Source organism: Ruegeria sp. C2 (genome assembly GCF_056537765.1).
In genome coordinates this window covers 29,206-41,690 of sequence record NZ_JBQFRZ010000011.1, presented here as the reverse complement: position 1 = coordinate 41,690, position 12,485 = coordinate 29,206, and the positions used below count along the sequence as shown (strand labels likewise).

Sequence of the window (12,485 nt, the reverse complement as noted above, 5' to 3'; positions counted from 1 at the left end):
GGCGCAAAATATCCCGGGGTGTGAATTGGCCACAGGCCAAGAGAGGGGCTGGCCCCTCTGACCACGCCACACTCAAGCCCAAAGGATGGGTTGAATGAAGATCACCAAGATATCCCTCTGGTCCATCGACCTGACCAGCCACGAAACCTACTACATGGCCGACGGCAAAACCTGCGCTACCGTCGAAACCCATGTACTGTGTCTTGAAACAGATACCGGCCTGAAAGGCTGGGGCGAGGTCTGTCCGATACCGCATTACCTGCCTGCCTTTGCCAAAGGTGTGCCCAGTGCAGTGGCCGAGATGGGGCCTGAAATCCTCGGCATGTCTCCCTTTGGCCCGGATGCCCCTATGCGGAAACTGGATGGCTTCCTGCTGGGTCATGCCCACGCCAAATCGATCGTCGACATCGCCTTGTGGGATTTGTTTGGGAAAGCCACGGGGCAACCTGTCTATGCGCTTCTGGGCGGGCGGACGCGCAAGGACATGCCCCTGTATCATTCAATCACCTGCGTCGCGTCGGATGAGATGGTCCGGATCGCCCAAACTGCTTATCAGACCGGAATTCGACAGTTTCAGGTCAAGCTGGGAGTCGAGGGCGACTGGCAGGCCGACGCCGAACGGCTAATCAAGGTACGAGAGGCCGTGGGTCCCGGCCCGCTGGTCTATGGCGACTGGAACTGCGGAGCCTCGCGCCTGCAAGCCACCCGTACCGGGCGCGCCGTGGCGCATCTGGACATCATGCTGGAACAGCCCTGCAAAACGCTTGAGGACTGCGCCGCCGTCCGTCAGGCCACCGGCCTGCCGATGAAAATCGACGAAAACGCGTACGATCTAGCCTCACTGCTGCGGGCGTCGGAACTGGGCTGCATGGACGCAGTTGCGCTTAAACTGTCGAAATTCGGCGGCCTGTCGTCGATGCGCCGCGCGCGTGACCTAACCGTTCATCTGGGGGCCGAGATCTGTGCCGAATGCACGTGGGGTTCCGATATCGTGACCGCCGCTTCGTTGCATTTTGCTGCCTCCACACCACATGGTTCGTTGATGAATACCTGCGATCTATCCTCTTATGTTTCGCCGCGCCTCTGCCCTGATGCGCCAGAACGGGCGGATGGTCGGATCGCGCCGCCTGACGGCCCGGGGCTGGGTGTGACGCCTGACCCGGAACTCCTTGGAACTCCGATTTTGGAAATGGCCTGACACATGTTGAAAACGCATACACAATCCGAATGGATCGCCCGCGCCGAACAGGTTCTGCCTGCCGCAGGGTTTGGCAATTTCGACCCCGGCATCATCATCGCACGCGGCGAAGGCAGCCGGGTCTGGGATGAGGACGGCAGGGAATATGTCGACTATCTGATCGGCTCCGGCCCGATGCTGCTGGGGCACGGCCATCCCGAGGTGATGGAGGCCGTACTGGAACAGCTACCCAAGGGCATGACCTTCTTTGCCAACAACAGCAAAGGCGTAGAGCTGGCCGAGGCCATCGTGAACGCGGTGCCGTGTTGTGAACAGGTCCGCTTTGTCGCTTCGGGGGGTGAGGCGGATATGTACGCGATCCGGCTCGCGCGCGCCTATACAGGCAAGGACAAGATCCTGAAATTCGAAGGCGGATATCACGGCATGAGCGCCGAAGCGCAGATGAGCCTCGCGCCAGCGAAACGGGTCAACTTCCCCCAAGCCGTGCCAGATAGCGCCGGTATCCCGCAAGGCGTTGCTGACCAGATGCTGATTGCGCCTTACAATGACCTCGAGGCCGTGGCCGCTCTGCTGGCGGAACACGGTGACGTGGCCGCGATCATGGTCGAGCCATTGCAGCGGATCATCCCGCCCGAGCCGGGCTATCTGCAGGGGCTGCGCGATCTGTGCGACACGCACGGTGTCTTGCTGATCTTTGACGAGATCGTCACCGGATTCCGCCTCGCCTATGGCGGCGCACAGGAGCATTATGGCGTGACGCCTGATATCTGCACGCTGGGCAAGATCATCGGCGGCGGCTTCCCACTGGCCGCCCTGGGGGCCAGCGCCGAGATCATGCAGCATTTCGACAAGGACAAGGTCGGCGCCGATAAATGGCTGATGCAGCTGGGCACGCTTTCAGGCAACCCGGTCGCCGCAGCAGCGGGGCTGAAAACGATGGAAATTCTAGCGCGTGAGGGTGCTTATGACCGCTTGCGCGACATCGGACGCAAGCTGCAGGCGATGCAATCCGACGCTTTGACCAAAGCCGGAATCCCGCATCGGATTTGTGGCGACGAGACGCTGTTTGACATCTACTTCACCGAACAAACCTGTCGCGATTACCGCAGCGCTGCCCATGACGATCCCGGGCGGAATGCGCGTTACAATGCGGTCCTGCGCGAGAAAGGTGTGTTTAAGTCACCGGGGAAACTATACCCCTCGCTCGCTGTGACGCAGGCTGATCTGGACCTGACAGAAGCAGCCGTGCAGGCGGCGGTCGCGGCGATCCAATCAGACTAGGCTCTGGTTGACCTCGCGCCTTCGCCGTGGGAACGATGCGCCAAGGCTCAGTCAGGCAGGATAGTACGATGAAGATCGAACCCTTTGGCGTCGAAATCTGGATGGACGAATGGGAAACCAGATGCGCCTATAATCTTGCGGAGACCTGTGTCGAAAGCCTGAGCATCGCAGAGCTGTTGCAGCTTGCCGGCCGAAACTCGGATGATCTGTCCGAGCTGCTGGGGATGAAGATGACCTATGGCGCGATACGGGGTTCGGATCGGCTGCGCGATGCGATTTGTGGCCTGTATGAGCGACAGGCGCGCGAGAATATCATCGTCACCCATGGTACGATTGGGGCCAACATGCTGGTCCACAAAGCTCTGGTCGAGCGTGGCGACAAGGTGGTGGCCGTTGTGCCCACCTACCAGCAGCATTACTCGATCCCGGCCAGCATCGGTGCGGAGGTGACGCAAGTCCATCTGCGGGCCGAGAACGCCTATCTGCCCGATCTGGAAGAGCTGCGCGCCACAGTGACCCAAGACACCAAGCTGATCGCCATCAACAACCCCAACAATCCGACCGGCGCGGTGATGGATCGCGCTTTCCTGCTTGAGATTGTCGAGATCGCGCGCGCTGCCGGGGCCTGGCTGCTGTGTGACGAGGTTTATCGCGGCACCGGGCAAGAAGGCTCTGGCATGACCGACGCAGTTGCGGATCTCTACGAGAAAGGAATTTCGACTGCGGGCATGTCCAAGGCATTCTCACTGGCGGGGCTGCGGCTGGGCTGGATCGCCGCCGCACCAGAATTGATCGAGGCGGTATCGATCCATCGGGATTACGATACGATCTCGGTCGGTATGATCGACGACCATTTCGCGACACTCGCGCTGGAACACCACGACAAGGTTCTGGCGCGCAGTCACGCCATCACGCGCGGCAACCTTGCCATGCTGGCGGAATGGGTTGCGAAAGAGCCCCGGATCAGCTGGGTCAAACCCAAAGCCGGGACGACCGCGCTGTTGCACTATGATTTCGACATACCCTCACGCGAATTCTGCGTGAAACTACTGCAGGACACCGGTGTGATGTTCACGCCGGGCTCTGCGCTGGGATTAGAAGGCTGCGTTCGGATCGGTTACGCCAATACGCCCTCGATCCTTCGCGACGGGTTGGAGAAGGTCTCCGATTTCCTAGCAAAACTGGGTTAGCGCCGCATCGACTGACCATTGTGGAACAGATGCACTTTCTCGGGCGCAGCGGTGACCGAGACGCTTTGCCCACGCAGATTGCGCTGAATGCCAGGAAGCTTGGCAATCACCGCATCCCGATCTTCGGGTGCTGCGAAATAGAGCAACGTGACCTCGCCCAGCGCTTCGGTAAAGTCCACCACGCCGGAATAGATCGCGTCTTCCTCGGTCATCACCAAATCCTCAGGCCGGACGCCGATATTGACGGTTTTGCCCTCATCAGCGGCATCAGTCGGGATCGAAGAGACCGCCACGCCACCATCATCCAGTGCCACAGTCGTCGTCTCTCCGGTCACGGTGATGGTGCCCGGAAGCAGATTCATGGCGGGTGAGCCGATGAATTGCGCGACGAACTCGTTGTCAGGCGTCTCATACAATTCGAGCGGTGTGCCAACCTGAGCGATTCCCTTGTTGGCCAAAACCACGATGCGGCTGGCCAGGGTCATCGCCTCGACCTGATCATGGGTGACGTAGATCATCGTGCTATCGGGCATCGCCTCTTTTAGGCGCGCGATCTCGATCCGCGTGGCCACGCGCAAGGCAGCGTCCAGGTTCGAGAGCGGCTCGTCAAACAAATACACCTTTGGGTCGCGCACGATGGCCCGTCCTATTGCAACACGCTGGCGCTGCCCGCCGGACAGTGCCTTGGGCAGACGATCCAGCAGCGGTTCAAGCTGCAGAATCTGCGCGGCGCGATCCACGGCAGCATCAACTTCGGCAGCGGGCATCTTGGCGATCTTGAGCGCGAAGGCCATGTTTTCCCGCACCGTCATATGCGGATAAAGCGCATAAGACTGGAACACCATCGCGATGCCCCGCTGCGCGGGCGGCACATCGTTCACCACCTGCCCTTCGATCTCAAGCGTGCCACCCGTGATCTTTTCAAGGCCCGCGATCATCCTCAGCAACGTGGATTTACCACAGCCCGAAGGGCCGACAAAAACGACCAGCTCACCCTGTTCGATATCGAGATCGATATGTTTCAAAACATCGACCGGGCCATAGGACTTGGCCACATCCGTAAGTTTGAGTTCCGACATGGTTTACCTCTTTTCCCGAGCCAGCAGACAGAATTGAGCGGCGTTCAGCACCACAGTGCCTTCCCCGTGAACACCGCCCAACTCCTCCCCGATCACATGCCATTCGCCGCTTGGCAGAGACACCTCAGTGGGTTCTGCTCCCATGTTAAAAGCGCAAAACACCTGCTGGGCGTCATCCTCGCGAATGAAGGTCAGAAGCGATCCGGTCTGCGCCATTCCTGTTTGCGCTCCGAACATCAACGCTGAATGCGCATGACGCAAAGCAATCGTATGGCGGTAGTGGTACAGCATCGAAGTTGGGTCCTGCTCCAACCGGTCCACTGCTCGCTCGGCTTGTGCACGGCTGACCGGTAACCACGGTCGGCCTGTGCTGAACCCGGATTGTTCATCCTGCGAAGCCCAAACCATCGGCGTCCGACAACCGTCACGGCCTTTGAATTCTGGCCAAAATTCAATGCCATAGGGGTCCTGCAAATCCTCGAATGCTACATCTGCCTCGGGCAGACCCAGTTCTTCGCCTTGGTACAGGCAGGCGGAACCCTTCAGGCACATCATCAGGACCGCATGCTGTCGGATGGCCGCATCATCCAGACCCCAGCGCGAGGCATGGCGCTGCACATCGTGGTTCGAGAAGGCCCAGCAGGGCCACGCATCGCCCGCCTTATCCTCAAGCTGATCAAAAACCTGCTTGGTGTAAGCTGCCGTCAGCGCACGCTTTTCAAGGAACTCGAAAGCATAACACATATGCATCCGTTTATCGCCGCTGGTGTACTCGCCCATAATCTCAAGCCCGCGTTGCGCATCGCCGACCTCACCCAGACAGGCACGGCCTTCATATTCGTCGGTCAGAGCACGCAACCGTTCGAGGAAGGCGATGTTCTCGGGCTGGCTTTTAGAGTAGAGGTGATCCTGATGGTTGTAGGGGTTTACCATCGGCGCAATTGACGAGTTGCGCTGATCCGTCGGCAGGCCAGGATTGTCACGCAGCTGGGCGTCGTGGAAATAGAAATTAATGGTGTCCAGACGGAATCCGTCGACGCCCATATCCAGCCAGAAACGCGCCACATCCAGCAGGGCATCCTGAACGTCCTTGCAATGAAAGTTCAAATCCGGCTGCGAGGTCAGGAAGTTGTGCAGGTAATACTGCAGACGCCGCGCATCCCACTGCCACGCCGAGCCGCCAAAGATCGACAGCCAATTATTCGGAGGTGTCCCGTCAGACTTGGGATCGGCCCACACATACCAATCGGATTTCGGGTTCTCGCGGTTGGTGCGGCTTTCACTAAACCAAGGGTGCTGATCAGAGGTATGGGACAGCACGAGGTCGATCATCACCTTCAGCCCGTGTGCATGGGCCTGATCCAGCAGCTCTTTGAAATCTGCCATGGTGCCGAACATTGGATCGACGTCGCGATAGTCGCTGACATCATAGCCAAAATCCTTCATCGGAGATTTGAAGAACGGCGAAATCCAGATCGCATCAACCCCAAGCCAAGCAATATATTCCAGTCGCTGAGTTATCCCTTTCAGGTCGCCGATTCCGTCGCCATTGCTGTCCTGAAAGCTGCGTGGATAGATCTGATAGATCACACCGCCCCGCCACCACTCCGACGCCGCTTTGGTTGTTTCGAATGCTGTCGCGTTGTTTTGCACGTTCATCACACGCCCTTATTTTACAGACCCGGCCAGCAAACCGCGGACCAGATATTTTTGCATTGCGAAGAAGACCACCAGCGGTACCGCGATTGAGACGAACGCCGCTGTGGCTAGGATTTCCCAGTTGCCGCCTCGTGTACCCAAAAGCTCAACGATGCGGTTGGTCATCACCGTGGTCTGGCCGGTGGCATCGATCAGAAACACCTTGGCGACTAGCAGATCGTTCCATGTCCATAAGAACTGAAAGATCGCAAATGAGGCCAAGGCCGGGAAGCTGAGCGGCAAGATCAGTTTTGTGAAGATCTGAAACTCGGTCGCGCCATCGACCCGCGCATTTTCAATTAGATCGCGAGGCAGCCCGGCCATGTAATTCCGCAGCAGGTAAATCGCCAACGGCATCCCGAAACCGGTATGCGCGAGCCAGACGCCAAGATACCCTTTGGGAATCCCAATGCTCAGGTGAAGTTTCAGCAGCGGGATCAGTGCCAATTGCAAAGGTACGACCAGCAATCCGACCACAGCTGCGATCAGCAGGGCACGACCCGGGAAATCCATCCAAGCGAGCGCATAGGCCGCAAAGGCGGCGACTAGGATCGGAATGATCGTTGCCGGGATCGTTACCGTGAGTGTGTTGAAAAAGGCCTTGCCCATGCTGTCGGTGCTGTCTTCAGCCAACAGCACCTTATGATAGTTCTCTAGCGTGAATTCAGGCGGCAACTCGGCCGTTACAAAGACGCGCGCGCCGCGGCTGCCCGAGAACTCTTCGGTGTTCTTCATCCGGTAGTTGCCATCAGCGTCAACCGTAATATCTCCACCTCGACGAAGCTCAGCCGTTTCGCCCGGTTTGAACGCATCGATTGCGCGAGAGCTGACGCCCCACTGCGAAATCTTGGCCGTCACGCCTGCGTCAAACAGATTGCCTTCGATGACGTAAACCCCATTTTCAAGGGCCTGCGTATCGGGCGCTGCGCTGCGCAGTGTCAGGTTCTGCTCGGACGGAAACAGCGAGCGCCACCAGCCGCTGGTCGCAATCTGATCCGCCGTCCGAAAGGACGAGATCAGAAGACCCAGCGTCGGAAAGACCCATAGCACCACAAGTAATACGACTGAGGCATGGACCACCCATCTGAGGGCCGGTTTGGTTCCTGCAATATCGTTCATGCCAGCCCCCTACTTCATCTCTTGGCGCGCATTGCGCACGTTCCAGATCAGGATCGGTGTCACCAGCAGCATGATCACCATGGCCGAAGCCGATCCCACGCCCCAATCATTGGCGCGGAACAGCTTGTCGAACATGTAATTGGCCAGCACTTGAGTTTCCCACTGCCCGTTGGTCATGGCGAAAACGATGTCAAAGACCTTTAGAACGGTGATCGTGATCGTCGTCCACACCACGAGGATTGTGGTCTTGATCTGCGGTACCTTAATCTTGAAAAAGATCTGGAACGGGTTCGCACCGTCCAGAATGGCAGCCTCGATGGTCTCTTCTGGAATGCCCCGCAGTGCGGCAGATAGGATAACCATGGCAAACCCGGTCTGAATCCAGACCAGCACGATCATCAGGAAGAAACTGTTCCAAAATGGGATCGTCAGCCAAGTCTGCGGCTCGGTTCCGCCAAAGAAGATATAAAGCGCGTTCAGGATGCCGATCTGATCCTGTTCCGCTGGCCTTGTGTCATAGACCAGCTTCCAGATCACCGAGGCTCCGACAAACGAAATCGCCATCGGCATGAAGATCAGTGCCTTGGCCACATTGCCCCAGCGGATCCGGTCGGTCAGTTGTGCCACCAGCAGCCCAAACGCTGTCGACATCGCCGGAACCACAATCAGCCAGAGCATATTATTGCGCATGGCCTCCCAGAATTTCGGCTCGGCGGCCATCTGGCGATAATTTTCAAGGCCAACCCATTCGTAGCCGCCCCCGGGGATGCGATCTGTCAGCGACAGGCGCAGCGTCTCAACCACCGGGTAGGCCAGATACAGGCCCAGAGCGAGCAGCGCAGGAAACAGAAATAGCCAGGGCCGGATCATATTGGCACGGTTGATATTGCGACCCGCATTCGGTCCGCGCGCCGGGAACAGAACCTTGTCCAGAAACTGGTTCGACAGATAGAAATAGCCCACACAGCCCGACACGCCGATGGCGATGGTCAGCAGGCCCTGAAGTGCCGGATGCATGACGCTCTCCGTTGCAGAAGGGGATTGGGGCGGCCTGCTGAGTAGGCCACCCGGTCTCAGACGCGCTTAGTCCAGCGCATCCCAGGAGGATTGGATTTCATCGGCTACCTCTTGTGCAGGCTTGCCTCCGGTATAATCGACCATACCGGTCCAGAAGGTGCCCGCACCCACGCCGCCCGGCATCAGGTCGGAGCCGTCAAATCGGAACGTGGTCGCGCCCAGAAGGATGTCGTTCATTTTCGCCAGCGTTGGGTCCGAGAACAATGAGGTATCAACGCCTTTGTGGGGGGTTAGAAAACCGGTCAACTGCATCCAGATCTCATGTGCTTCGGGCGTTTGCAGGTAAGCGATCAGATCGTGTGCAGCAGGGCTGTCATTGGTTATTGCCCAAAGCGTACCAGCCCCCAGAACTGGACTGCCCAGATCCTTGCTTTCATATGCGGGGAAGTAGAAGAAATCCGCATCTTCACCGACGACGGTGCCTTCTGGGAAGAAAGCAGGGATGAATGACGCCTGACGATGCAGGTAACACTGTGGAGGAGAACTGAACATGCCCTTCGGACTATCACGGAAGTCTGTTGTTGCGACCGCACCGGCACCACCTGCTACATAGTCGTCATTGCGGGCGAAGGCTCCAAATTCTTCGATCGCTGCGATGACTTTAGGGTCGTTAAACTTCATCTCGTTCGCGACCCAGGCGTCGTAGTCTTCGGGCGACTGCGTACGCAGCATCATGTCTTCGACCCAATCCGTCGCCGGCCATCCGGTTGCGCCACCGGACCCCAGCCCGATACACCACGGCGTCTCTCCGTCAGCTACAATCTGGTCGGTCAGCGCCTTTAGTTCTTCCATCGTGGTTGGGACTTCATAGCCCGCATCCTCGAAATTCTCTGGCACGTACCAGACCAGCGACTTCACATCGACCTTATAGAAGAAGCCGTACAGATGCTCCTGTCCGTCCGCGCCCGGGTAAGTTCCCAGATCAACCCAGGACTGACCTGCGGCATAGTTGTCCCGTATCCAATCCGCTGTTCCATCACCCAGCGGGGCCAGAAATCCCGACTTGGCCATGTCCGCCGCAAGCCCAGGCTGAGGGAAGACAGCAACATTCGGCGCCGACCCGGCCTCGGCATCAATTCTGATCTGCTGCTCGAAACTGTCCGAACCAACATAGGCATACTCATGACCCGTCGCGGCGGCGAAGCCATCCAGAACCTTTTCGACATTCTCCTGATCCGGCCCCAGCCATGGCCCGAACACAGTCACCTTGTCAGCCTGCGCCGCGCCCGCCATCAGGGCGAACGTGGCCGCACCTGCATAAAGCGAGTGTTTCATGAATTCTCCTCCCAGTATGTTCCGCGCATCGAGATTCGTTTTTCAAAGCGCTTTGAATGTTTGAGTTTATCCGCTAACATTTGAGCTCTGTCAACATTTCGTTACTCCATCGCCATAAGATCGAATACTTTTGCTTATCTAGCGAAACAGGTTGACGGAAACTGGATTTCGAATCACAACAATGTAAATCAACTTTTGAAGGCGCTTTGAAAGCCATGAACTTAAAGCAGCTCTCGGAAATACTCGGCCTTTCACAGACAACGGTCAGCCGAGCGTTGAACGGGTACCCCGAAGTGAAAGAGGATACGCGCATCCGAGTTCAGGCCGCTGCCGACAGGCACGGCTACCGCCCAAATAGTCGTGCCAAAGGGCTGGCTACAGGGCGCTCGATGGTGATCGGCCATGTGATTCCCACCTCATCACAGCATGAGATGGTAAATCCGATTTTTGGGGATTTTGTTGCCGGCGCGGCGCAGAAATACGCCGATAACAACTATGACATGATGTTCACCCATGCGCCTGATACATCGATCGAGGCCTCCTATCGCAGCCTTTTTAATCGCGGCGTAGTGGATGGCATTGTGCTGCAAGGCCCAAAGGTGAACGAACCGCGGATTTCGGTTCTGTCCCGGATGGGAGTGCCGTTTATCGTCCACGGTCGCTCGACCGGCGCAGAAGTTCCTTATGACTGGATCGACGTGAACAACCAGCGATCCTTCGAGCGTGCGACGCGTTTTCTGATCGACCTCGGGCATCGTCGAATTGCACTCATCAACGGCTTGGAAGAGATGGATTTTGCCCAGCGCCGCCGAAACGGCTATATGGCAGCCTTGGCCGAAGCCGGGATCACCCCTGATCCGGAATTGCTGCGCAGCGCCGAAATGACCGAGATTTACGGGCACCAAACTGCTTGCGACATGCTGAAACTCGCGAACCCGCCCACGGCAATTCTGGCCTCGTCCATTATCTCTGCGGTGGGGGTACGGCGCGCACTGGAAGAGAACGGGTTGAAGATGGGCCGTGATATCTCAGTCATCGCCCATGATGATGAGTTGTCATACATGCGTAACGGGCAGGACGTACCGATTTTCACCGCAACGCGTTCATCCGTCCGACATGCCGGAGAGCTGGCAGCAGAAATGTTGATCGAACGGATCAACGCACCCAATGACCCACCAAAAACGCGACTTCTAGAGGCTGAGCTGGTTGTTGGTAGCTCAACCGGGCCTGCGCTGCGAAGGGATTGATATGAAACATAAACGCATAGATTTTCCTCAAGATTTCCTATTTGGCGTGGCAACCTCGGCCTATCAGATCGAGGGGCATGTCCAAGGCGGTGCAGGCACAACTCACTGGGATAGTTTTGCCGCCACCCCAGGCAACGTTGCGCATGCGGAAAACGGGGACGTGGCCTGTGATCACTATAACCGGTTCGAAGAAGATTTCGACCTGATCCGGGACGCAGGTTTCGACTGCTATCGGTTCTCGACCAGCTGGGCGCGGGTCCTGCCCGAGGGGCGCGGCCAGGTGAATCAAGAAGGGTTGGATTTCTATGACAGGTTGGCAGATGCACTGCTGGAACGCGGCATCAAGCCATGCGCCACGCTTTATCATTGGGAGCTGCCTTCGCCGCTGGCCGATCTGGGCGGCTGGCGCAATCGCGATATTGCGGGCTGGTTTGCCGACTTTACGCAGGTCATCATGGGGCGCATCGGTGACCGGATGCACAGCGTCGCCCCGATCAATGAGCCATGGTGTGTGAGTTGGCTGAGCCATTTTGAAGGTCACCACGCCCCCGGCCTGCGCGATATCCGTGCCACCGCACGCGCGATGCATCACGTCCTATTGGCGCATGGTCATGCCATTCAAACCATGCGCGCCCTGGGCATGTCCAATCTGGGAGCGGTGTTCAATCTGGAATGGGCTGAACCCGCCGACGACAGCGCCGGGGCGCAAACGGCTGCCGCACTCTATGACGGCATCTACAATCGCTTCTTTCTGGGCGGTGTATTCAACAAAGCCTATCCCGAAAACGTTCTGGAGGGTCTCTCCCCTCATCTGCCCCAAGGCTGGCAGGACGATTTTGACACCATCGGCACGCCAGTCGACTGGTGCGGATTGAACTATTATACACGCAAACTGATTGCGCCTGCTGACACGCCATGGCCCTCTCTGCAAGAGGTGCCCGGCCCTCTACCCAAGACCCAGATGGGATGGGAGATCGATCCCGCCGCCCTCTCGCGCTTCCTGATCCGCACTGCAAAGGACCACACAGGCGACCTGCCGATCTATGTCACCGAAAACGGGATGGCGAGCCAGGATCGTCAGCAGGATCAGAACCGGATCGACTATCTGGATCGACACCTAGCCGAGGTTCGTAGGGCGCAGGAGCAAGGTGTCCCAGTCAAAGGGTATTTCGTATGGTCGCTGCTCGACAATTACGAATGGGCCCTGGGATATGAAAAGCGTTTCGGACTGGTCGATGTGGATTTCGAGACGCTGGAGCGGAGGCCCAAAGCCTCCTACCGCGCGCTGCAAAGCGCTCTATCCCGCAGTTAGGATAGCCGC

The 12,485-nt window shown here is 58.0% G+C and carries 10 protein-coding genes; 5 read left to right on the top strand and 5 right to left on the bottom strand.

What is annotated here, in order from left to right; genetic code table 11:
• Positions 1 to 94 precede the first annotated feature (94 nt).
• The 3 genes from ACR0IV_RS19775 (at position 95) to ACR0IV_RS19765 (ending at position 3,669) form a co-directional block, all read left to right on the top strand.
• Positions 95 to 1,198: a mandelate racemase/muconate lactonizing enzyme family protein gene (locus tag ACR0IV_RS19775; protein WP_480660524.1), complete on the top strand. Its 1,104-nt coding sequence runs from the start codon at positions 95 to 97 to the stop codon at positions 1,196 to 1,198.
• Positions 1,199 to 1,201: 3 nt separating this feature from the next.
• Entirely contained in the window at positions 1,202 to 2,479 is a 1,278-nt protein-coding gene (locus tag ACR0IV_RS19770) for an aspartate aminotransferase family protein (RefSeq protein ID WP_480660522.1), read from the top strand.
• 68 nt (positions 2,480 to 2,547) lie between these two features.
• Positions 2,548 to 3,669, top strand: coding sequence for an aminotransferase (locus tag ACR0IV_RS19765; RefSeq protein WP_480660520.1), 1,122 nt, complete (start codon positions 2,548 to 2,550; stop codon positions 3,667 to 3,669).
• Here the strand turns inward: ACR0IV_RS19765 and ACR0IV_RS19760 are convergent.
• The 5 genes from ACR0IV_RS19760 to ACR0IV_RS19740 all read right to left on the bottom strand — a co-directional run bounded on the left by ACR0IV_RS19760 (position 3,666) and on the right by ACR0IV_RS19740 (position 9,917).
• Positions 3,666 to 4,748 carry an ABC transporter ATP-binding protein gene (locus ACR0IV_RS19760; protein ID WP_480660518.1) on the bottom strand — a complete coding sequence of 361 codons (1,083 nt, stop codon included), beginning with the start codon at positions 4,746 to 4,748 and terminating at the stop codon, positions 3,666 to 3,668. The genes ACR0IV_RS19765 and ACR0IV_RS19760 overlap by 4 nt on opposite strands.
• Before the next feature lie 3 nt (positions 4,749 to 4,751).
• Positions 4,752 to 6,407: an alpha-glucosidase gene (locus tag ACR0IV_RS19755; protein WP_480660516.1), complete on the bottom strand. Its 1,656-nt coding sequence runs from the start codon at positions 6,405 to 6,407 to the stop codon at positions 4,752 to 4,754.
• A gap of 9 nt (positions 6,408 to 6,416) precedes the next feature.
• Entirely contained in the window at positions 6,417 to 7,565 is a 1,149-nt protein-coding gene (locus tag ACR0IV_RS19750; protein WP_480470631.1) for a carbohydrate ABC transporter permease, read from the bottom strand.
• 9 nt (positions 7,566 to 7,574) lie between these two features.
• Entirely contained in the window at positions 7,575 to 8,582 is a 1,008-nt protein-coding gene (locus ACR0IV_RS19745; RefSeq protein WP_480470632.1) for a carbohydrate ABC transporter permease, read from the bottom strand.
• A 66-nt stretch (positions 8,583 to 8,648) separates the two neighbouring features.
• Positions 8,649 to 9,917: an ABC transporter substrate-binding protein gene (locus ACR0IV_RS19740; protein WP_480660513.1), complete on the bottom strand. Its 1,269-nt coding sequence runs from the start codon at positions 9,915 to 9,917 to the stop codon at positions 8,649 to 8,651.
• Between the two features lie 215 nt (positions 9,918 to 10,132).
• Between ACR0IV_RS19740 and ACR0IV_RS19735 the strand changes: the two genes are divergently transcribed.
• Entirely contained in the window at positions 10,133 to 11,164 is a 1,032-nt protein-coding gene (locus tag ACR0IV_RS19735; RefSeq protein WP_480660511.1) for a LacI family DNA-binding transcriptional regulator, read from the top strand.
• Between the two features lies 1 nt (position 11,165).
• Positions 11,166 to 12,476 (top strand): GH1 family beta-glucosidase, encoded by a 1,311-nt coding sequence (locus ACR0IV_RS19730; RefSeq protein ID WP_480660509.1) that lies wholly within the window; start codon positions 11,166 to 11,168, stop codon positions 12,474 to 12,476.
• Positions 12,477 to 12,485 lie beyond the last annotated feature (9 nt).

Bases quoted from the DNA above. Each gene is read 5' to 3' on its own strand.
- ACR0IV_RS19775 (WP_480660524.1), top strand. From the start codon at position 95: ATGAAGATCACCAAGATATCCCTCTGGTCCATCGACCTGACCAGCCAC.
- ACR0IV_RS19770 (WP_480660522.1), top strand. From the start codon at position 1,202: ATGTTGAAAACGCATACACAATCCGAATGGATCGCCCGCGCCGAACAG.
- ACR0IV_RS19765 (WP_480660520.1), top strand. From the start codon at position 2,548: ATGAAGATCGAACCCTTTGGCGTCGAAATCTGGATGGACGAATGGGAA.
- ACR0IV_RS19760 (WP_480660518.1), bottom strand. From the start codon at position 4,748: ATGTCGGAACTCAAACTTACGGATGTGGCCAAGTCCTATGGCCCGGTC.
- ACR0IV_RS19755 (WP_480660516.1), bottom strand. From the start codon at position 6,407: ATGAACGTGCAAAACAACGCGACAGCATTCGAAACAACCAAAGCGGCG.
- ACR0IV_RS19750 (WP_480470631.1), bottom strand. From the start codon at position 7,565: ATGAACGATATTGCAGGAACCAAACCGGCCCTCAGATGGGTGGTCCAT.
- ACR0IV_RS19745 (WP_480470632.1), bottom strand. From the start codon at position 8,582: ATGCATCCGGCACTTCAGGGCCTGCTGACCATCGCCATCGGCGTGTCG.
- ACR0IV_RS19740 (WP_480660513.1), bottom strand. From the start codon at position 9,917: ATGAAACACTCGCTTTATGCAGGTGCGGCCACGTTCGCCCTGATGGCG.
- ACR0IV_RS19735 (WP_480660511.1), top strand. From the start codon at position 10,133: ATGAACTTAAAGCAGCTCTCGGAAATACTCGGCCTTTCACAGACAACG.
- ACR0IV_RS19730 (WP_480660509.1), top strand. From the start codon at position 11,166: ATGAAACATAAACGCATAGATTTTCCTCAAGATTTCCTATTTGGCGTG.